Origin of the sequence: Agrococcus jenensis, assembly GCF_003752465.1 — a bacterium.
In the GTDB taxonomy this organism is placed as follows: Bacteria; Actinomycetota; Actinomycetes; order Actinomycetales; family Microbacteriaceae; genus Agrococcus; species Agrococcus jenensis.
On the sequence record NZ_RKHJ01000001.1, the window covers coordinates 2,713,498 to 2,732,879 of the forward strand.

Annotated in this window: 20 protein-coding genes and 1 riboswitch; of the genes, 6 read left to right on the forward strand and 14 right to left on the reverse strand. The window is 74.1% G+C overall.

The genetic code is table 11. The features are described from left to right. Positions 1 to 61 precede the first annotated feature (61 nt). Positions 62 to 406 carry a metallopeptidase family protein gene (locus EDD26_RS13355; RefSeq protein WP_123698155.1) on the forward strand — a complete coding sequence of 115 codons (345 nt, stop codon included), beginning with the start codon at positions 62 to 64 and terminating at the stop codon, positions 404 to 406. A gap of 255 nt (positions 407 to 661) precedes the next feature. Here EDD26_RS13355 and EDD26_RS13360 read toward each other — a convergent pair whose 3' ends face one another. From EDD26_RS13360 to EDD26_RS13380, 5 genes are all read right to left on the reverse strand, one after another. Continuing rightward, a complete protein-coding gene (locus tag EDD26_RS13360) occupies positions 662 to 1,720 on the reverse strand; it encodes an NAD(P)-dependent alcohol dehydrogenase (protein WP_123698156.1) in 1,059 nt (352 codons plus the stop codon). Positions 1,721 to 1,799: 79 nt separating this feature from the next. After that, complete coding sequence (locus EDD26_RS13365; RefSeq protein ID WP_148058748.1) at positions 1,800 to 2,276, reverse strand: nucleoside/nucleotide kinase family protein; 477 nt, start codon at positions 2,274 to 2,276, stop codon at positions 1,800 to 1,802. Then, positions 2,276 to 3,040, reverse strand: coding sequence for an energy-coupling factor transporter transmembrane component T family protein (locus EDD26_RS13370; protein ID WP_123698158.1), 765 nt, complete (start codon positions 3,038 to 3,040; stop codon positions 2,276 to 2,278). The genes EDD26_RS13365 and EDD26_RS13370 overlap by 1 nt, the downstream gene beginning before the upstream one ends. Next, positions 3,037 to 4,512 (reverse strand): ABC transporter ATP-binding protein, encoded by a 1,476-nt coding sequence (locus tag EDD26_RS13375; protein WP_211333866.1) that lies wholly within the window; start codon positions 4,510 to 4,512, stop codon positions 3,037 to 3,039. Before EDD26_RS13375 ends, EDD26_RS13370 begins: the two co-directional genes overlap by 4 nt. Next, the gene (locus EDD26_RS13380; RefSeq protein WP_123698159.1) at positions 4,509 to 5,120 is read right to left on the reverse strand and encodes an ECF transporter S component; all 612 of its coding nucleotides are present in this window, start codon (positions 5,118 to 5,120) and stop codon (positions 4,509 to 4,511) included. Before EDD26_RS13380 ends, EDD26_RS13375 begins: the two co-directional genes overlap by 4 nt. Positions 5,121 to 5,143: 23 nt before the next feature. After that, positions 5,144 to 5,253: riboswitch (TPP riboswitch) on the reverse strand. A gap of 69 nt (positions 5,254 to 5,322) precedes the next feature. Between EDD26_RS13380 and EDD26_RS13385 the strand changes: the two genes are divergently transcribed. Continuing rightward, on the forward strand, positions 5,323 to 6,084 hold the full coding sequence (locus EDD26_RS13385; protein WP_123698160.1) for an SGNH/GDSL hydrolase family protein: 762 nt from the start codon (positions 5,323 to 5,325) through the stop codon (positions 6,082 to 6,084). 17 nt (positions 6,085 to 6,101) lie between these two features. Here EDD26_RS13385 and EDD26_RS13390 read toward each other — a convergent pair whose 3' ends face one another. Further along, the gene (locus EDD26_RS13390) at positions 6,102 to 6,965 is read right to left on the reverse strand and encodes a DUF3097 domain-containing protein (protein ID WP_425453452.1); all 864 of its coding nucleotides are present in this window, start codon (positions 6,963 to 6,965) and stop codon (positions 6,102 to 6,104) included. Between the two features lie 62 nt (positions 6,966 to 7,027). Between EDD26_RS13390 and EDD26_RS13395 the strand changes: the two genes are divergently transcribed. Further along, the gene (locus EDD26_RS13395; protein WP_123698161.1) at positions 7,028 to 7,948 is read left to right on the forward strand and encodes a TIGR03560 family F420-dependent LLM class oxidoreductase; all 921 of its coding nucleotides are present in this window, start codon (positions 7,028 to 7,030) and stop codon (positions 7,946 to 7,948) included. Positions 7,949 to 8,096: 148 nt separating this feature from the next. Here EDD26_RS13395 and EDD26_RS13400 read toward each other — a convergent pair whose 3' ends face one another. The 5 genes from EDD26_RS13400 to EDD26_RS13420 all read right to left on the reverse strand — a co-directional run bounded on the left by EDD26_RS13400 (position 8,097) and on the right by EDD26_RS13420 (position 12,925). After that, on the reverse strand, positions 8,097 to 8,372 hold the full coding sequence (locus EDD26_RS13400) for a GlsB/YeaQ/YmgE family stress response membrane protein (protein WP_123698162.1): 276 nt from the start codon (positions 8,370 to 8,372) through the stop codon (positions 8,097 to 8,099). Positions 8,373 to 8,492: 120 nt separating this feature from the next. Next, a complete protein-coding gene (gene gatB, locus EDD26_RS13405; protein ID WP_123698163.1) occupies positions 8,493 to 10,004 on the reverse strand; it encodes an Asp-tRNA(Asn)/Glu-tRNA(Gln) amidotransferase subunit GatB in 1,512 nt (503 codons plus the stop codon). Continuing rightward, positions 10,001 to 11,563: an Asp-tRNA(Asn)/Glu-tRNA(Gln) amidotransferase subunit GatA gene (gene gatA / locus EDD26_RS13410; protein WP_123698164.1), complete on the reverse strand. Its 1,563-nt coding sequence runs from the start codon at positions 11,561 to 11,563 to the stop codon at positions 10,001 to 10,003. The genes gatB and gatA overlap by 4 nt, the downstream gene beginning before the upstream one ends. Before the next feature lie 17 nt (positions 11,564 to 11,580). After that, the gene (gatC, locus tag EDD26_RS13415; protein WP_123698165.1) at positions 11,581 to 11,880 is read right to left on the reverse strand and encodes an Asp-tRNA(Asn)/Glu-tRNA(Gln) amidotransferase subunit GatC; all 300 of its coding nucleotides are present in this window, start codon (positions 11,878 to 11,880) and stop codon (positions 11,581 to 11,583) included. 64 nt (positions 11,881 to 11,944) lie between these two features. Beyond that, complete coding sequence (locus EDD26_RS13420; protein ID WP_245990116.1) at positions 11,945 to 12,925, reverse strand: YdcF family protein; 981 nt, start codon at positions 12,923 to 12,925, stop codon at positions 11,945 to 11,947. Positions 12,926 to 13,176: 251 nt separating this feature from the next. Between EDD26_RS13420 and EDD26_RS13425 the strand changes: the two genes are divergently transcribed. Then, on the forward strand, positions 13,177 to 14,238 hold the full coding sequence (locus tag EDD26_RS13425; protein WP_123698167.1) for an Rv2578c family radical SAM protein: 1,062 nt from the start codon (positions 13,177 to 13,179) through the stop codon (positions 14,236 to 14,238). Between the two features lie 15 nt (positions 14,239 to 14,253). Here EDD26_RS13425 and EDD26_RS13430 read toward each other — a convergent pair whose 3' ends face one another. The 3 genes from EDD26_RS13430 to ligA are packed head-to-tail and all read right to left on the reverse strand — an operon-like array spanning position 14,254 to position 18,265. Then, a complete protein-coding gene (locus tag EDD26_RS13430; protein WP_123698168.1) occupies positions 14,254 to 15,420 on the reverse strand; it encodes an AAA family ATPase in 1,167 nt (388 codons plus the stop codon). Further along, positions 15,417 to 15,923, reverse strand: a complete 507-nt coding sequence (locus EDD26_RS13435) for a mycothiol transferase (RefSeq protein ID WP_123698169.1) — start codon at positions 15,921 to 15,923, stop codon at positions 15,417 to 15,419. The genes EDD26_RS13430 and EDD26_RS13435 overlap by 4 nt, the downstream gene beginning before the upstream one ends. Then, entirely contained in the window at positions 15,923 to 18,265 is a 2,343-nt protein-coding gene (gene ligA / locus EDD26_RS13440) for an NAD-dependent DNA ligase LigA (RefSeq protein WP_123698170.1), read from the reverse strand. Before ligA ends, EDD26_RS13435 begins: the two co-directional genes overlap by 1 nt. A gap of 192 nt (positions 18,266 to 18,457) precedes the next feature. On the opposite strand from ligA, the gene EDD26_RS13445 reads away from it, so the two are divergent. Further along, entirely contained in the window at positions 18,458 to 18,868 is a 411-nt protein-coding gene (locus EDD26_RS13445) for a DUF4383 domain-containing protein (RefSeq protein WP_123698171.1), read from the forward strand. Between the two features lie 10 nt (positions 18,869 to 18,878). Beyond that, positions 18,879 to 19,370, forward strand: a complete 492-nt coding sequence (locus tag EDD26_RS13450) for a hypothetical protein (RefSeq protein WP_123698172.1) — start codon at positions 18,879 to 18,881, stop codon at positions 19,368 to 19,370. Positions 19,371 to 19,382: the final 12 nt, after the last annotated feature.

The following is a 19,382-nucleotide window of genomic DNA, read 5'->3' on the forward strand; positions in this document are numbered from 1 at the left end:
CGCGGGCCGTCCCGCGAGCCGCCGCTAGGCTCACGATGATCGTGCAGAGACCGGAGGACGCATGCTGGACCTCGACCAGGGTGCGTTCGAGACGCTCGTCACCGAGGTGCTCGACGCACTGCCGGATGAGATGGTCGAGGGCCTCGACAACGTCGTCTTCCTCGTCGAGGACGAGCACCCGGACGAGGACCTGCTCGGCATCTACGAGGGCGTCGCGATCACCGAGCGCGGGCAGTACGGCTTCGGCGAGCTGCCCGACCGCATCATGGTCTACCGCCTGCCGCACCTCGAGACGACCGAGACGCTCGAGGAGCTGCGCGCCGAGGTGCGCACGACGCTCGTGCACGAGATCGCGCACTTCTACGGCCTCGACGACGAGCAGCTGCACGAGCTGGGCTGGGCGTAGCGGCGGCCAGCGCCTCTCCTCGGCAGGCTCGTCGAGGAGCAGCCGAAGGCCGCACTCCCTTGCTCGTCGAGTAGCAGCCGAAGGCCGCGTATCGAGGCGACAGAAGTTGATCTCGATACGCGGCCGGCTCCGCCGGCTGCTACTCGATCAGCGGGGTAGGGCGGCTGCTACTCGATCAGCGCGGGGGTGAAGCCGCCGCGCTCCGCCCCACCCGCTCGTCGAGTAGCAGCCGAAGGCCGCGTATCGAGACGACGATCAGGCGGTGGCAGCTGCGAAGGTCGCCGTGTCGATCACGAAGCGGAAGCGCACGTCGCCGTCGACCACCCGGTCGTAGGCCGCATCCACGTCGTCGACGCCGATCCGCTCGATGACCGCGCCGATCCCGTGCTCGGCGCAGAAGTCGAGCATCTCCTGCGTCTGCCGGATCCCGCCGATGTTCGAGCCGGCGAGCACCTTGCCGCCGCCGATCAGCGAGCCGAGCGACAGCTGCTGCGGCTCGGGCGGCAGCCCCACGTTGACCATCGCGCCGTGCGGCTTGAGCGTCGAGAGGTACATGCCGAGGTCGAGATCCGCGCTCACCGTGTTGAGGATGACGTCGAACTCGCCGCGGTGCGCCTCCGCCCAGCCCTCCTCACCGGTCGCGACGGTGCGCGCGGCGCCGAGCTCGGCCGCGAGGTCGGCCTTCGAGAGCGAGCGCGAGAGCACGGTCACCTCCGCGCCCTTCGCGGCCGCGAGCTGCACGCCCATGTGGCCGAGGCCGCCGAGCCCGACGACCGCGACCTTCGTGCCGGGGCCCACACCCCAGCGGTCGATCGGCGAGTAGAGCGTGATGCCCGCGCACAGCAGCGGCGCCGCGACGTCGAGCTCGATCCCCTCCGGGATGCGCAGCACGAAGCGCTCGTCGACGACGACGTGCTCGCTGTAGCCGCCCTGCGTGACGGTGCCGTCGCGGTCGACGGATGCGTAGGTGCCGACGGTGCCGTTCAGGCAGTCCTGCTCCTGGTCGGCGGTGCACTGCTCGCACTCGCCGCACGAGTCGACCATGCAGCCGACGCCCACGCGGTCGCCGACGGCGTGCCGGGTGACGGCGTCTCCGACCGCCTCGACGACGCCGGCGATCTCGTGGCCGACGGTGAGCGGGAACGGCGCAGCGCCCCACTCGTCGCGGATCGTGTGGATGTCGCTGTGGCAGATGCCGGCGGCCTTGATGGCGATCACCACGTCGTTCGGGCGCGGGTCGCGCCGCTCGATCTCGGCGATCCGGAACGGCTGGTCGGGTGCGGTCTTCTGCAGGGCTCGGGTGCGGATGGGCATGGCGCCTCCTCGTCGTGGGGCATCGTGCGACGCCGGCGGCAAGCCTACGACCGTGCAGCGGCGAGCCCGCCGGGTGCCGCTACGTCGCGCACACCTCGTCGGCGAGCGACGCCGGGTCGTTCGCCGCGACGTGCGCGTCCTCCTGCTCGCGCCACAGCAGCCACCAGGAGTCGTCGCCGTCGCGCGCGAGCGCGCGGCTGCGCCGCACGTCCTCCGGCGCCTCGAGCCAGATGGCGCGGGCGGCGTGCTCGCGGCTCTCGAGCGTGAGCGAGCCGCAGCCCTCGACGATGAGCGGCTCCCCCGGTGACGCGCTGTCCTCGGCGCCCCAGTCACCGACCTCCCAGTCCCAGCGTCGCCAGACCGCGCGCCGTCCGGCGGCGAGCGGCGCGAGGATGCCGCGCTCGAGCAGCCGGGAGCCGGTCGCGAGGCCGTGCCAGCCGGCGTAGAGGTCGTCCATGTGCAGCACGCGCGCCCCCGACGCCTCGGCGAGCCGCGCGGCGAGCGCGGTCTTGCCCGCGCCCGAGCGGCCGTCGACGATCGTGATCGGCGTGCGCATCACCACGAGGCTCCCTCCCAGACGGGTCGGAACGATCCTGCCGCGATCGAGACGCCGATCGCGAGCGCCGCGACGGCGATCGCCAGGATCAGCAGCACGGCGTCGGCGCGACCGACCGTCGACGGCCGCGCCCACGTGCGCGTCGGCCCGCCGAACCCGCGTGCCTCCATCGCGGTCGCCAGCGTCCCGCCGCGGCGGAGCGCGACGACGAGCAGGGCGAACGCCGACTGCAGCACCCGCCGAACCGCGCCCGTGTCGCCGAGCCCCCGCGCCCGCCGCGCGAGGCCGATCTGCCGCCAGTCCTCGCCGAGCACACCGAACAGCCGCGTGCCGGCGAGCGCCGCGAGCACGAAGCGGTGCGGCAGCCGCGCGACCTGCGCGAGGCCGTCCGCGAGCCGCGTGGGATCGAGCCCGACGAGCGCGACGAGCGTCGGCACACCGAGCGCCAGCACGCGCAGCCCGATCGCGAGCGCGAGCTCGATCGATCCGTCGCTGATCGTGGCGAGCCACACCTGCGCGTGGATGCGCCCCGAGGGCTCGGCGTAGAGCAGCATGCTGACGGCGGAGAGGGGCGCGGCGATGAGCAGCGGCCACGAGCGGCGCAGCACCGTGCGGGCGCCGAGCCCTGCGGCGGCGAAGACGACGAGCCATGCGCCGAGCGCGACCGCCGCGGTCACGACGTCGATCGTCATCAGCATCGGGATGGAGTAGAGCACGGCAGCCGCGAGCGGCGTCACCGGGTTGACGCGGTCGAGCGCGCTCATGCCGCAGCCTCGGCCGCCTGCGCGCCGAGCCGGAGCACGCGGTCGCCGAGCACCCGCTCGACGTCGGCATCGTGGGTCACCGCGACGACCGCGCAGCCCCGATCGTCGACGAGCGAGGCGATGAGCCGCACGAGCTCCTGCCACGTGCGGCGGTCCTGCCCGAACGTGGGCTCGTCGAGCACCATCACGCGGGGCGCCGGCGCGAGCACGGTCGCGACCGAGAGCCGCCGCTGCTCCCCGCCGGAGAGCGTGAAGGGGTTGGCGTCGGCGAGCGCGTCGAGCCGCAGCGCGGCGAGCAGCCCGCCGACGCGCGCGTCGATCTCGGCGGGCGGCAGCCGCAGTGCCCGGAGCCCCGCCGCGACCTCGTCGCGCACGCGCGCGGCGACGAACTGGTGCTCGGGCTGCTGGAAGACGGTGCCGATGCGCGTCGCGAGCTGCTTGGGCCGCCACCGGATGGGCGCCTCGGCGGCGACGTCACCGCGCAGCGCCGAGGTGGCCCGCACCGCACCGGCGACCGGCGGCAGCAGCCCCGCGAGCGTGAGGGCGAGCGTCGACTTGCCCGCGCCGTTCGGGCCGGTGACGACGAGTGCCTCCCCCGCGCGGATCTCGAGGTCGACCGCCGCGTGCACCGGCGCGCCGGCGCGGCCGGAGCGCACGGCGTCGGCGACGAGCAGCGCGTCGCCCAGCGACCGGCGGCCGCGCGGCACATCGACCGGCAGCCCCGGCACCCAGACGCCGTGCGCCGCGAGCTCGTCCCGGTGGGCGTCGAGCACCCGCTCGGGCGAGCCGTCGGCCGCTGCACCCCCGCCCGGCTCGAGCACGATGACGCGGTCGACGACCGGGAGCCACGTCTCGACGCGGTGCTCGACCACGACGAGCGTCGCACCGGTCTCGGCGGTCACGCGGGCGACCGCATCCCGCACCTCCGCGACGCCCACGGGGTCGAGGTTGGCGGTCGGCTCGTCGAGCAGGATGAGACCGGGCCGCATCGCGATGACGCCGGCGAGCGCGAGCCGCTGCCGCTGCCCGCCGGAGAGCGCCGCGGTCGAGCGGTCGAGCTGCACGTCGAGCCCGACCGCGTCGAGCGCGGCGCGCACCCGCTGCCAGATCTCGTCGCGCGGCACGGCGAGGTTCTCGCAGCCGAACGCCACGTCGTCGCCGACGCGCGACATGATCGTGTTCGCCTGCGGATCCTGCAGCACGAGCCCGGCGGAGCCGCGGTCGTGCGCGCCCCGCCTGGCCGACGGATGCACGCCGTCGACCGCGAGCTCGCCGGTCTCGTCGCCCTCGTCCTCGCCGCCGAGCACGCCGGCGAGCGCCGCGAGCAGCGTCGACTTGCCGGCCCCTGAGGGCCCGAGCAGCAGCACGCGCTCGCCGGGCTCGACGTCGAGGTCGAGCCCGGCGACGGCGGGCGCCGACCGGCTCGCGTGCCGCCAGCCCCACCCGCGCGCGCGGATGCGGGAGCCGGTCACCGGGAGCGCGACCGACCCGAGGCGAAGCGGTCGAGCACGCCGGTCGCGGCGAGCGCTCGGGTGAGCAGCCAGCCGACGAGACCGGCGAGCAGGGCGCCGGAGACGACGAGGCAGCCCAGGTAGATCCCGAGGAACTCGGCGCCCTTCGCGAGGTTGCCGGAGGTGAAGAGCTCGAGCGTCCAGGCGGCGACGGCGGCGCCGACGCCCGCCAGCATCGCGACCGGGAGGCCGAAGCGTCGGTAGGCGAAGAGCAGGAACACCAGCTCGGCGCCCAGCCCCTGCGCGATGCCCGAGTACACGGTCTCGATCGACCACTGCGAGCCGAGCAGCATGGAGACGCTCGCGGCGAGCAGCTCGACGAAGAGCGCGGCGCCGGGCTTGCGGATGATGAGCCCGCCGAGCACGCCGCCGATGAGCCAGATGCCGGCCGCGAGGCCGCCGAAGCCGGGGGTGAGCGCCTCCATCGCGCTGAACCAGACGTAGCCGACGCCGTTCCAGACGACGAACAGCAGGCCGGTCGCGACGCCGAGGACCGCGGCGACGACGATGTCGACGACGCGCCAGCGGCTGGAGCGGGTGCGCGTGGGCGCGGGTGCGGTGGTGGTCATTGCAGTGCCTTCCTCGAGGAGATGGCACGGGTGTGGTGTCCTCCCTGCGCTGGCATGATCCAGATCAGGTTTGACGGTCGAAGGCTTCGGCCTTCCTCTCAGCCCGGCGCACCGGACTCCCGTGATGCCATCAGTGTAGCCCCGCGGTCCGACCGGCCGGCGGCGCACCGCACGCCCCTCGCGGCGCGCGTAGGGTGGAGCGGTGCAGCCGATCCGATCGTTCGTCGCCATCGGCGACAGCTTCACCGAGGGCGTCGGTGACGAGCTGCCCGACGGCAGCGTGCGCGGCTGGGCCGACTTCGTCGCCGCGGGCCTCGCGACCGCGCAGGGGCAGCCGGTGCGCTACGCGAACCTGGCGATCCGCGGGCGCAAGCTCGCCGGCATCCTGCACGAGCAGCTCGATGCGGCCATCGCGCTCCAGCCCGACGCGATCAGCCTCAACGGCGGCGGCAACGACATCCTGCGCCCGAAGGTCTCCATCGAGCACGTGGGCGAGCGGCTCGCCGACGCCGCCCACCGCATCGCCGCGGCGGGCATCCGCCCGATCCTGCTCTCGGGCGGCAACCCGAGCCAGGTCATGCCGATCGGCGCGGTCATGCAGCGGCGCGGCGACGCGCTCGCCCGTGCCGTGCACGCGCGCATCCGCGACCTCGACGCGCCCTACGTCGACAACTGGTCTGACCCGGAGCTCGCGAGCCCCCGCTTCTGGTCGGTCGACCGGCTCCACCTCAACGCGGCCGGGCACGCGCACGTCGCTCGCAACGTGCTGCGCGCGCTCGGGCACGAGGCACCGCCCGGCTGGCGCGACCTGGCGGGCGCGAGCACCGCGGAGGGCCGGCGCGACCTGGGCTACTACCGCGAGTACGTGCTGCCGTGGCTCGGGCGCCGCTTCACCGGGCGCTCCTCGGGCGACGGCCGCGACCCGAAGCTGCCGGCACTGACCGAGGTGCAGCCGATCGCGTAGCGCGACGCGGGCTCCGCTCAGTGGCGGTTCGTCGTCACGAAGTCGATCAGCTCCTCGACCCGAGCGAGCAGCGCGGGCTCGAGGTCGTTCCAGTCGCGCACGCGCGTGCGCATCCGCTGCCACGCGCGGCCGACGTCCTCCTGCGACTCGTGCGGCATGCCGAGCCTGCGCAGCGTCCCGCGCTTCCAGTCCTCGCCCTTCGGCACGTCCGGCCATGCCGGGATGCCCAGCCGGGCGGGCTTGATCGCCTGCCAGATGTCGATGAACGGATGGCCGACGATGCGCACGTGCGCCCCGTGCGGGCCGCGCAGCACGGCCTCGGCGATGCGCGTCTCCTTCGAGCCGCGGACGAGGTGGTCGAGCAGGATGCCGAGCCGCCGCTCCGCGGTCGGCGCGAACTCCGCGACGATGCCCGCGAGGTCGTCGGCGCCGTGCAGGGGCTCGACGACGACGCCCTCGACCCGCAGGTCGTGGCCCCACACCTGCTCGACGAGCTCGGCGTCGTGCACGCCCTCGACGAGGATGCGGCTCGGCAGGGCGACGCGCGCCCGCACGTCGGCGACGGCGCGGGATCCGGACGCCGTGCGCGTGGCCGCCTGCTGCCGAGACGCCGCCGGCACGAGCTCGACCTCGACGCCGTCGACGAAGAAGCCGCGGCCGAGCGGGAAGGCGCGCACCCTGCCGCGGCGATCCTCGAGGTGCACGTTGCCGGTCTCGACGCGCACGACGGCACCCACCCAGCCGTCGTGGCGCTCGACCACGAGGTCGCGCTCGGCCGGGACCCGCTTCGGCGGCGCGGGCTTCCTCGCGGCCCTCGCCTCCGGCGACAGCACGTCGCCGCCCCAGGCGTCCCAGTCGATCCGCAGGCTGTCGTTCGGCACCGATCGAGCGTACGCGGGCGTCGCGCCGCTGCCCGCGAGGCGCGCTGTGCCAGGCTTCCGGCATGGACCTCCGCATCTTCACCGAGCCCCAGCAGGGCGCCTCCTACGACGAGCTGCTCGCGATCGCGCAGCGCACCGAGCAGCTCGGCTTCGACGGCTTCTTCCGCTCCGACCACTACCTCCGGATGGGCGACGGCGATCCCGGCTACGGCCCGACGGATGCGTGGACGTCGCTCGCCGGCCTCGCCCGCGACACCGAGCGGGTGCGGCTCGGCACGCTCGTGTCGTCCGTCACCTACCGGCTGCCGGGCATCCTCGCCGTGCAGGTCGCGAACGTCGACCAGATGTCGGGCGGGCGCGTCGAGCTCGGCCTCGGCACGGGCTGGTTCGCCGAGGAGCACTCGGCCTTCGGCATCCCGTTCCCGGAGCGCCGGTTCGACCTGCTCGAGGAGCAGCTCGCGATCGTGACCGAGCTGTGGGCGACGCCCGCCGGCGCCCGCTTCTCGTTCGGGGGCGAGCACTACCGGCTCGACGACTCCCCCGCGCTGCCGAAGCCCACGCAGGACCGGCTGCCGGTGATCGTCGGCGGTCTGGGCGAGCGGCGCACGCCGCGCCTCGCGGCCGAGTTCGCCGACGAGCACAACCTGCCCTTCCCCGCGCTCGACCGCATCCGCCCGCTCTTCGCGGCGCTCGACCGCGCGATCGAGCGCGCCGAGCGCACCACTCCGGTCGTGCGATCGGTGGCGCTCGTGACGGTCGTGGGCGACGACGAGGCGACGGTCGCCCGTCGCGCCGCGGCGATCGGCCGCGAGCCGGCGGAGCTGCGCGAGCACGGCATCGCCGGCTCGCGCGCCGAGGTCGAGGACCGGCTCGGCGCGCTCGCCGACGATGGCGTCGAGCGCGTCTACCTGCAGGTGCTCGACATGACCGACCTCGATCACGTCGACGAGATCGCGGCCTTCGCCGGGGTCAGCGCCACCTGACCCGTGCCGGCGAGTGTCGGGATGCTGCTCGAGTGTCCCGACACTCGCGCACGAAGCCGACACTTCGGCGTCCCGGCCCACGGCGCCCGCCGCCCGGGCACACGAAAGGGGGCCGCCCGCAGGCAGCCCCCTTCGTGTGCGTCGAGACTCAGGCGCGCGTACGACCGCGGTTCTTGGTGACGAGGCCCCAGATGAGCAGCACGATGATCGCGCCGCCGATCGCGAACACCCACGCCAGCGGCTCGAAGAAGCTGTTGTAGATGTCGAGGTTGAAGATGCCACCAGCGATCCAGCCACCGAGCATGGCGCCGACGACGCCGAGGATCAGCGTCGTGATCCAGCCGCCGCCCTGCTTGCCGGGCAGGATGAGCTTGGCCAGTGCGCCTGCGATGAGGCCGAAGATGAGGAAGACGAGGAATCCCATGTAAGTGATCCTTCCGTGTCGCAGCGGTGCAAGGGTGTCGCTCCGCCGGGACTTCGCGCTCTGCGATGTCCGACTGCAAGCGTACGCGGATTCATTGAGAATTCCTGGGAACTCGCCTGACTAGGCCTGGGCGCGCGAGAGTACGATCTCGCGGACCCGTGCCGCGTCTGCCTGTCCCCGCATGGCCTTCATGACGGCGCCGATCACCGCTCCGGCGGCCTGCACCTTGCCGTCGCGGATCTTCTGCAGCACGTCGGGCTGCGCCGCGAGCGCGTCGTCCACGGCCGCGACGAGCGCGGACTCGTCGGTGACGACCTGCAGGCCGCGAGCGGCCGCGACCTCGCTCGGCGACCCCTCGCCCGCGATGACGCCCTCGAGCGCCTGGCGCGCGAGCCGGTCGGTGAGCGTGCCCTCGTCGATGAGCCGCTGCAGCTCCGCGACATGGGCCGGCTCGACGAGCGTCGACGCCTCGACGCCGCGCTCGTTGGCGACGCGGGCGAGCTCGCCCGTCCACCACTTGCGCGCCGACTGCGGAGTCGCGCCGGCGGCGACGGTCGCCTCGACGAGATGCAGCATGTCGCCGTTCACGACGTCCTGGAACTCCAGGTCGGCGAAGCCCCAGTCGGCCTTCAGCCGTCGGCGGCGGGCGACGGGCTGCTCCGGCAGCTGTGCGCGCAGCTCATCGACGAGCTCGCGGCTCGGCGCGACGGGCAGCAGGTCGGGCTCCGGGAAGTAGCGGTAGTCGTCGGCGTCCGACTTCGGGCGCCCGGGGCTCGTCGTGCCCGTGTCCTCGTGCCAGTGCCGCGTCTCCTGCACGATCGTGCCGCCGGCTGCGAGGATCGCGGCCTGCCGCTGGATCTCGTAGCGCACGGCGCGCTCGACCGAGCGCATCGAGTTGACGTTCTTCGTCTCGGTGCGCGTGCCGAGCGCCTCCTGGCCGCGCGGGCGCAGGCTCACGTTCGCGTCGCAGCGCAGGTTGCCGCGCTCCATCCGCGCCTCCGAGATGCCGAGCGACAGCACGATGTCGCGGATCGTCGCGACGTAGGCCTTCGCGATCTCGGGCGCCGAGTGCTCGCCGCCGAAGATGGGCTTCGTCACGATCTCGACGAGCGGCACCCCGGCGCGGTTGTAGTCGACGAGCGAGTACTCCGCGCCCTGGATGCGACCCGTCGAGCCGCCGACGTGCGTGAGCTTGCCGGCGTCCTCCTCCATGTGCGCGCGCTCGATCGGGATCGTGATCCGTCGGCCGTCGGCGAGCTCGACCTCGACCGAGCCCTCGAAGGCGATGGGCTCGTCGTACTGCGAGATCTGGTAGTTCTTCGGCGTGTCCGGGTAGAAGTAGTTCTTGCGCGCGAAGCGGCTCGAGGTCGCGATCTCGCAGCCGAGCGCGAGGCCGAGCGCGATCGAGTAGCGCACGGCCTGCTCGTTCACGACCGGCAGGCTGCCCGGCAGGCCGAGGCTCAGCGGGTCGACGAGCGTGTTCGGCTCGACGTCGTGGAAGTCGGGGTGCGCGGGGTTCGGGGCACCCGAGAACATCTTCGTGCGCGTGCCGAGCTCGACGTGCACCTCGAAGCCCATCACCGGCTCGAAGCGCTCGAGCGCCTCGTCGAAGTCCATCAGCTTGTCCTTCATCGCGCCGCCTCCGTGAGGTTGGTTCCTGAGGAGCCGGCGGAGCCGGCGTCTCGAAGGGTGGGTGCCTTGGTCGTGAGGATGCCGCCCCAGCGGTCGGCGAGCAGCGCCTCGATCGCGGCGCCCGCTCGGTAGAGCCGCTCGTCCTCGAACATCGGCGCGAGGATCTGCAGGCCGACGGGCATCCCGTCATCGCCGAGCCCCATGGGCAGCCCCATGCCGGGGATGCCCGCGAGGTTCGCGGGGATCGTCGTGATGTCGTTGACGTACATCGCCAGCGGGTCGTCGAGCTTCTCGCCGAGCTTGAACGCCGTCGTGGGCGCCGCGGGGCTGATGAGCAGGTCGGCCTGCTCGAACGCGGCGTCGAAGTCGCGCTGGATGAGCGTGCGCACCTTCTGCGCGGAGCCGTAGTAGGCGTCGTAGTAGCCGGCCGACAGCGCGTACGTGCCGAGGATGATGCGTCGCTTCACCTCCGCGCCGAACCCAGCCTCGCGGGTGGCCGCCATGACGTCCTCGACCGTCTGGCCGGGGCCCTCGACGCGCAGCCCGAAGCGCACGGAGTCGAAGCGGGCGAGGTTGCTCGACGCCTCCGCGGGCAGGATCAGGTAGTAGGCGGCGACCGAGTAGGCGAACGACGGGCACGAGACCTCGACGACCTCGGCGCCCGCGGCCGTCAGCACGTCGACGGTCTCGCGGAAGCGCGCCTCCACGTCGGCGGCGATGCCCTCGGCGTCGAGCTCCTTGACGATGCCGACGCGCACGCCCTGCAGGCTGCCGGATGCGGCGCCCTCGCGGGCCGCGGCCGTGAACGACGGCCACTCGCGCGCGAGGCTCGTGGAGTCGTGCGGGTCGTGCCCGCCGATGACGTCGTGGATGAGCGCCGAGTCGAGCACCGTGCGGGTGACGGGGCCGACCTGGTCGAGGCTCGAGGCGAGCGCGATGGCGCCGTAGCGGCTCACGCCGCCGTAGGTCGGCTTGACGCCGACGGTGCCGGTGACCGCGGCGGGCTGCCGGATCGAGCCGCCGGTGTCGGAGCCGAGCGCGAACGGCGCCTCGAAGGCGGCGACGGCGGCAGCCGAGCCGCCGCCCGAGCCGCCCGGGATGCGCTCGCGGTCCCAGGGGTTGCGGGTGGGGCCGTAGGCGGAGTGCTCGGTCGACGAGCCCATGGCGAACTCGTCCATGTTCGTCTTGCCGAGCGCGACGAGGCCGGCCGCCTTCACGCGCTCGACGACGGTCGCGTCGTAGGGCGGGATCCAGCCCTCGAGGATGCGGGAGCCGGCGGTCGAGGGCATGCCGATCGTGCAGAGCACGTCCTTGATCGCGATCGGGGCGCCCGCGAGCTCGTGCAGCTGCTCGCCGGCCGCCCGGCGCTCGTCGATCGCCCGGGCGGCGTCGAGCGCGCCGTCGTTGACGTGCAGGAACGCGTGGATCTCGCCGTCGACCGCGGCGATGCGGTCGAGGTGCGCCTGCGTGGCCTCGACGCTCGAGACGTCGCCGGAGGCGAGCAGGCCGGCCAGCTCGTGGCCCGCGAGGCGCGTGAGGTCGCCCGGTGCCGATCCCATCACTGCTCGGTGCCCGCTCACTGCTCCTCCCCCAGGATCGCCGAGACGCGGAAGCGCTCGCCGTCGTGGCTGGGAGCGCCGGCGAAGGTCTGCTCGTGCACGAGGGTCTCGCCGACGACATCGGCGCGCAGCACGTTCGTGAGCGGCACCGGGTGGCTCGTGGCGGGGACGTCGTCGCCGGCGATCTCGCGCACGGTGGCGATCGCGTCGACGATGGCGGAGAGCTCGGTCGTGAGGCTCGTCACCTCGTCGTCGGTCAGCGCGATGCGAGCGAGTCCAGCCAGGTGCTGGACATCCTCGCGAGTGATCTCGGACATGCGTCTCCTCTGCGGCGGCGGGGGTCGCTCAATCCTACGGTCCGGCCCCGCGGTGACGGACCGGCTACGGGCCCGCCTGCTGCGTCACCACGAGCGCCCAGACCGCGAGCGCCTCGAGCGCGATCGCGGCGGCGAGGCACCACCATCGCAGGTCGGCGGCGATCGCGAGCGCCTCGCGCACGATGGCGCCGGGCCGGTAGGAGGGCCGGGTCCACGCGCCGATCACGGTGCCGTCGATGCCGGCCTCGGCGAGCAGGCCGGCGGTGCGGTAGGCGTGGTACTCGCTCGTGACGACGGCGAGCGGCGCCCGGCCGGGCGCGGTGACGAGCGGCCGCGACAGCCGCAGGTTCTCGCGGGTGGTGGTGGACGCGTCCTCGAGGTCGATCGCGGATGCCGGCACGCCCAGCTGCCGCTCGAGGTGCTCGGCCATCGCCGACGCCTCCGAGCGCACCTCGTCGGCGCCCTGCCCGCCCGAGACGACGATCCGCGCGTCCGGCCGCTGCGCGACCGCATCGCGCCACACCTCGGCACCCCGCTGCACGCGACGGCGCAGCAGCGGGCCCACCTCGCGGCCGCGGAGGCCCGCGCCGAGGATGAGCACCGTGCCGGGCGGCGGCGGCGTGCGCGCAGCGCGGGCGTGCACGAGCATCGCGACGACGAGCACGGCGGTGCCGACGCCGGCGGCCCAGAGCGGCAGCGCGACGAGCAGCGCCGCCCGGGCGAGCACGGGGTCGAGCGCGCCGGCCACCACGATCGCCGCCGCGAGCGCCGCCATGCCGGCGCCCAGCGCAGCGATCAGCCGGTCGACCCGGCGCACGCGCACGAGCCGGGGCAGCATGAGCGCGTGCCAGAGCGAGGCGCCGCCGAGGCCGAGCGTCGCGATCGCCGCGACGGTGACGAGCAGCGCCCACCCGCCGTGCTCGAGCGGCACGTCGAGCCACTCGGCGACCGGCCGCTGCAGCAGCCGTGCGGCGAGCAGCGCACCGGTGGCGACGACGAGCGCCGCCCACAGCGCCGGGGCGAGCACGCGCATCCGCCGTCGCATCGCCACCTCAGCACCCTAGCCGCGCCGGCCTCCGCGCTCGCGCCTCCCGGCGAGCTCCTCTCGGCGAGCTCCGCCCCCCGCCGACCCCTCCGCACCGACCCCTCCGCACAACGCAAGCCCGGCGGCCCGGATCCGGCCCCATCGGGTGACGCTCGCCCGCTCGCCCGCTGGACCAGCCCGGCGGGCTTGCGTTGTGCGCACGGCTGCGGGGCGAGGTTGCACGGTGATCGAACGTGTGTTCGAATGGAGGCATGCGGTGGGAGGGACAGACGGCGGCACACGTCGACGCGGATGCGCTGCCGGGGCTCGAGGAGCGCGGCAGCGTGCTGGAGTCGTGGCCGACGCCCGGCTTCGACGGCGCCTCCTTCCTCGAGGTGACGGCGAAGAGCGCCCTCAACCACGTCGCCGGCGACGGCTTCATGGGTGGCGCGTGGACGATCAACCCTTACCGCGGCTGCCAGCACGCGTGCCGCTACTGCTTCGCGCGCAACACGCACACCTACCTCGACCTCGACGCGGGCGCCGACTTCGACTCCCGCATCGTCGTGAAGGCGAACCTGGTCGAGGTGCTCGAGCGCGAGCTCGCCGGGCCGCGCAAGGACGTCACGGCCGTGCAGCTCGGCACGAACACCGACCCCTACCAGCGCGCCGAGGGCCGCTACCGGCTGATGCCCGGCGTGCTGCGAGCGCTCGCGCGGCACGGCGCCTCGATCTCGATCCTCACGAAGGGCACGCTGCTGCGCCGCGACCTGCCGCTGCTCGCCGAGATCGCGCGCGACGTGCCGGTCTCGATCGCGATGTCGATCGCCATCTTCGACGACGAGCTGCAGCAGCAGGTCGAGCCGGGCACCCCGACGACCCGGTCGCGGCTCGAGACCGTCCGCGCGGTGCGCGACGCCGGGCTCGACTGCGCCGTCTTCGCGATGCCGGTGCTGCCGGGGCTCACCGACACGCGCGCGCACCTCGAGACGGCCTTCGCGTCGATCGCCGAGGCGGGCGCGACGCGCGCGATCGCGAGCGCCCTGCACCTGCGGCCCGGCGCCCGCGAGTGGTACACGCAGTGGCTGCGCGAGGCGCACCCGCACCTCGTGCCGCTCTACGCGCGCATCTACGGCACCGGCAGCTACGCCGACCGCGGCTACCGCGACTGGCTCCGCGACCGCATCCGCCCGCTCATGCGCGAGCACCGGCTCCGACCGGTGCAGGTGACCGCGGGCACGGGTCTCGCCGCGCCCGGGAGCGCGCCGCCGCCGCGCGCGCGGCAGCTCGCGTCGACGAGCGAGCCGCTCGTCGCCGCGCCCACGCTCTTCTGACAGGCCCGCGGCCCGTCAGCGCTTCGGCCAGTGCCAGCCCGGCTGGTCGAGCAGGCCGTCGCGGCCCGCGACCACCGTCTGCCCGTGCTCCTTCTCGAGCTCGATGCGCGAGCCGTCGAGGGCGTCGGCGAGCTGCCGCTGGTGCGTGACGACGAGCACCTGCGTCTGCTCGCTCGCGCGGCGGATGAGCGCGGCGAGCGGCGAGAAGAGCTCGGCGTGCAGGCTGCGCTCCGGCTCGTTCAGCACGATGAGCGTCGGCCGCTCGACCGACGTGAGCGCGGCGAGCAGCAGCAGGAACTGCAGCGTGCCGTCCGAGAGCTCGTCGGCGGTGAGCATCCGCAGCACCCCCGGCTGCCGCAGCGCGGGCGTCATGCGGCCGTCCTGCCCCACGATCTCGAGCTCGGAGCCGTCGAACGCCTCGGCGACGGCACGCGCGATCTCGCGCTCGTGGCCCGCCTCGATCGACGTGCGCAGCACGGCGCCGAGGTTCGCGCCGTCGTCGTCGAGCCGCGGGCTCCTGGTGCCGACCTGCGGCCGTCGGGCGGGCGCCCCGGCATCGGTGCGGAAGGCGTCGTGGAACCGCCACGCGCGCATCTCGCGCCGGAGGCCCGCGATCTCGGGCGCATCCGCCGCACCGGCGTGCTCGTCGAGCACCGAGCCCCACGCCGGCATGCCGCGGGCGAGCTCGCGCCAGCCGTCGTCGCCGTGCACCCGCGCGACGCCGCCCCGACGCTCGACGAGCACGCTCGACGGTCGTGGCTCGAGCCCGGCGAAGACGTGCTCCTGCTTGATGTCGGGGTCGCGGTCGAAGTGGCTGACGAAGCCGCCGCCGCTCGCGGGCACCGGCAGGCCGAGGTCGATCGCGTAGCCGAGCCCGTCGGCCGCGCCGAAGCCGAGCCGCAGCGCGACCGGACCCGAGCGCACGAGCCCCTCGGTCGGCCCGCCCTCGCGGACGGCGCGCGAGATGCGCTCGGGCCCGGCCCAGCGCACGGCGTCGAGGCCGCCGTCGGCCGCGAGCTCGCCCACCGCCCTGCCCTGGCCCGCGGCGGCGAGCAGTCGCAGGGCGCGGTAGAGGCTGGACTTGCCGCTGCCGTTGCGGCCCGTCACGACGGTGAGCGGTGCGAGGTCGACGACGAGCGAGCGGATCGAGCGGTAGCCCTCGATCGCGAGCCGGTCGATCACGCGCCCAGCAGCCCGCGCACGTAGCCCGCCTGACCCACGTGCTGCACGTCGTCGTCGACGATGCTCACGAGCCGCACGCCGAGCGTCACCGGCGGATCCCACGCGTCGTCGACCACGCGGTCGAGATCGGCGTCGTCGAGCGTGCCGAGGTACGTGAGCGTCGCCGCGTGCACCGCGTCGAGGTAGTCCAGCAGCGCGTCGGCCGACTCCGGGCGCACGGCGCGCACCGCGGCCGGGTCGTGGCCGTAGCCGGTGTCGTCCGGGTCCGGGCCGAGCCCGAACCTGGCGGCCCACGCGCTCGACAGGTAGACCTGCTCGGTGCCGGCGACGTCGGCGATCTGCGCGTCCTGCCCGCGCGCGAGGTGCCAGACGAGCCAGCCGATCGTGTTCGCGCCCTCGGCGGGCGCGGCCACGAGCTGCTCGGGGGTGAGGCCGCGCACCGCCCGGCGGGCGGCGTCGGGCACGCGGGAGAAGGCCTCGACGAGCACGGCGATGCCGTCCATCACGCCTCCTCGACCGCGGGGAGCGCGTCCGGGCCCTGCTCCACGAGGATGCGGAACTGCGCCGCGTCGAGGATGCGCAGGCCGAGCGCCTCGGCCTTGCCGAGCTTCGAGCCCGCGCCGGGACCGGCCGCGACGAAGTCGGTCTTCTTCGAGACGCTCGAGGCCGCCTTGCCGCCGGCGGCCATGATCGCCTCCTGCGCTCCCTCGCGGGTGTAGCCCTCGAGGGTGCCGGTCGCGACGACGGTGATCCCGGCGAGCACGCCGCCGCGCTCGGCGGCGGCTCCCGGTCCCGGGTGGTCGGGTGTCGCGAACCGCACGCCAGCGTCGCGCCACGACGCCACGATGTCGCGGTGCCAGTCGACAGCGAGCCACTCCGTGACGGCGTCGGCGATGATCGGCCCGACGCCCTCCACCTGCGCGAGCTCCTCGGGCGTCGCCGCCTCGATCGCGGCGAGCGAGCCGAACCAGTCGGCGAGCGCGCGCGCCGCGACCGGTCCGACGTGCCGGATGTTGAGCGAGACCAGCTGGCGCCAGAGGTCCTTCGTCTTCGCGCGCTCGAGCTCGGCGAGCAGCGTCTCGGCCTGCTTCGACGGCTGCGGCCCGTCGGCGCCCGCCTTGCGCTCCGCGGCGGTGGCGAGGCGCTGGAAGGGCCGGCGGACGACCGGCGAACCTGCGTCGTCGAGCTTCGGCTGGCCGGTCTCGGCGTCGCGCACGACCACCTCGATCGGCACGAGCGCCTCGAGGGTGAGCGCGAAGAGCCCCGCCTCGGTCGCGAGCGGCGGCTCGGCCGGCACGCTCGGCTGCGTGAGCGCCGCGGCGGTGACCTCGCCGAGCGCCTCGATGTCGAGCGCCCCGCGGCTGCCGATGTGCTCGACGCGGCCCCGCACCTGCGCGGGGCAGTCCTTCGCGTTCGGGCACCGGAGGTCGATGTCGCCCTCCTTCATAGGCCGGAGCGTCGTGCCGCACTCCGGGCACGCATCCGGCATGACGAACTCGCGCTCGGTGCCGTCGCGCAGCTCGACCACGGGGCCGAGCACCTCGGGGATGACGTCACCGGCCTTCCGCAGCACCACCGTGTCGCCGATGAGCACGCCCTTGACGCGCACGACGTCCTGGTTGTGCAGGGTCGCCTGCCGCACGACCGAGCCGGCCACCTGGACCGGCTCCATGTTGGCGTAGGGCGTCGCGCGTCCGGTGCGGCCGACGCTCACGACGATGTCGAGGAGCTTCGTGTGCACCTCCTCGGGCGGGTACTTGTAGGCGATCGCCCAGCGCGGCGCGCGGGACGTCTGCCCCAGCTCGTCGTGCAGCGCGAGCTCGTCGACCTTCACCACGATGCCGTCGAGCTGGTGCTCGACCGCGTGGCGCCGCTCGCCGAAGCGCTCGACGTACGCGACGACCCCGTCGATGGCGTCGAGCACCTCGACGTGCGGGCTCGTCGGCAGCCCCCAGCCGGCGAGCAGGCCGTACACCTCGCTCTGCGCCGCGACCGGCGGGTCTGGCCACGCGCCGAAGCCGTGCACGTACATCGCGAGCGCCGCGATGCGCGCCTCGCCGGCCTCGAGCTCGAGCCCCGTCTTCTTCTCGAGCTGCTGCCGCAGGCCGCCGGAGGCCGCGTTCCGCGGGTTGGCGAAGGCCGGGAAGCGCTTCGCCGCGCGGTCGGCCGCGCGCTCGGCGTCGAAGTCCCCGCGGCTCCCGGCGGGCCGCCGCTCCCACTTGCCGCGGTCCTCCTCGACCGAGCGGTCGCGCAGCGCCGCCTGCAGGGCGTTGAGTCGCTCGAAGGCCTCGACCGGGATGAAGACCTCGCCGCGCACCTCGACGACCGGCGGATGCCCGGTGCCGGCCAGGCGCTCCGGCACGCCCGCGACGCGCAGCGCGTTGACCGTCACGACCTCGCCGACGCGGCCGTCGCCGCGCGTCGCGGCGGACGTGAGCACGCCGTGCTCGTAGCGCAGCGCGATCGCGAGGCCGTCGATCTTCAGCTCGGTGAGCCACGCGACCCGCCTGCCCGCCGCGGCCTCGGCCTTCGCGCACCACTCGCGCAGCTCCTCGACCGAGAAGACGTTGTCGAGGCTCAGCATGCGCTCGCGGTGCTCGATCGTCGGCAGGCCGCTGCCCGTGCCGCCCTGCACCGCCTGCGTCGGCGAGTCCTGGCTCTGCAGCTCGGGGTGCGCGCGCTCGAGCTCGTCGAGCTCGCGCACGAGCGCGTCGTACGTCGCGTCGTCGATGATCGACGCGTCGCGGTCGTAGTAGGCGGTGCTCGCCTCCTCGATCCGCGCGCGCAGCTCCTGCGCTCGAGCGTTCGCGTCACTGAGGGCGGCGTCCGCCTCGATTCCCACCATGTGCCCATCATGCACTCAGCCGATGCGTGCATGCTTGCCTCACGTGCAAGCCCTATGCACCGCCTGTCCATCAGCACAGGAATTCACAGCATCAGGACCAATCCGCGTCGACCGAGGCTCCGAACCTTGATCGACACCTTGTGCGCCACCTCGGCGCGCAGGCCGGAAACGGCCCTGACAGAAGGAGGAGTCATGACTCAGTCCCCCAACCGCCTCGTCGCCACGATCTTCGGCGCCGTCTACCTGCTCGTCGGCGTGCTCGGCCTCTTCGTGGCCGGCGGCAACATCGTCGGTGAGGAAGGCGGCCTGCTGCTCGGCATCTTCCAGGTCAACCACCTGCACAACGTCGCGCACCTCATCATCGGCGGCGCCCTGCTGGCCGCCGGCCTCCGCAGCACCCCCGCGGCGAAGGCCACGAACACGACGGTCGGCGCGGTCTACCTGCTGCTCGGCATCGTGGGCTTCTTCCTCGTGGGCACGGCGCTGAACATCCTGGCGCTCAACACCGCCGACCACATCCTGCACCTCGCCTCGGCGATCGTCCTCCTCGGCACGGGCCTCGCGCTCGACCGCGGCACGACGACGCGCCGCGCGGTCGCGTAAGGATCACGTCATGGCAGCGCTGACCCGGATCTGGGGAGCCGTGGCAGCGCTCGGCGCGGCGCTCATCGCCTTGGCGGTGGGCGCCGCGGCCGTGCCGTGGATCGCGGTGCCCATGGTGGCCGCGGGGATCGCCCAGGCCGTCATCGCGGTCGCGGCCCTGCGCGGCACCCGCTGGCACCCCGGCATCGTGCTCGTGCCGCTGCTGCTGCCCACGATCGTCTGGCTCGGTGCGCTGCTCGCGGTGCCCGAGGCGGCGTCGTCCCTCCCGATGGCACCGCTGCTCGCGGAGTCCACCCTCGCGCTCGGCGCAGCGGCGCTCCTGCTGCTGCGGCGCACGCATGACGACGAGCCGAAGCCCATCCACACCGTGCTCGGGCTGCTCTCGTCGGCCGCGGTCGTCGCGACCATCGCGACCACCGCCCTCGCCGGCACGAACGCCGGCCAGTTCGCCCAGCCGCACGGCGAGCACGGCATCGCCGTCGAGGAGCACGGCGGTCACTGACCGCCAGCTCGC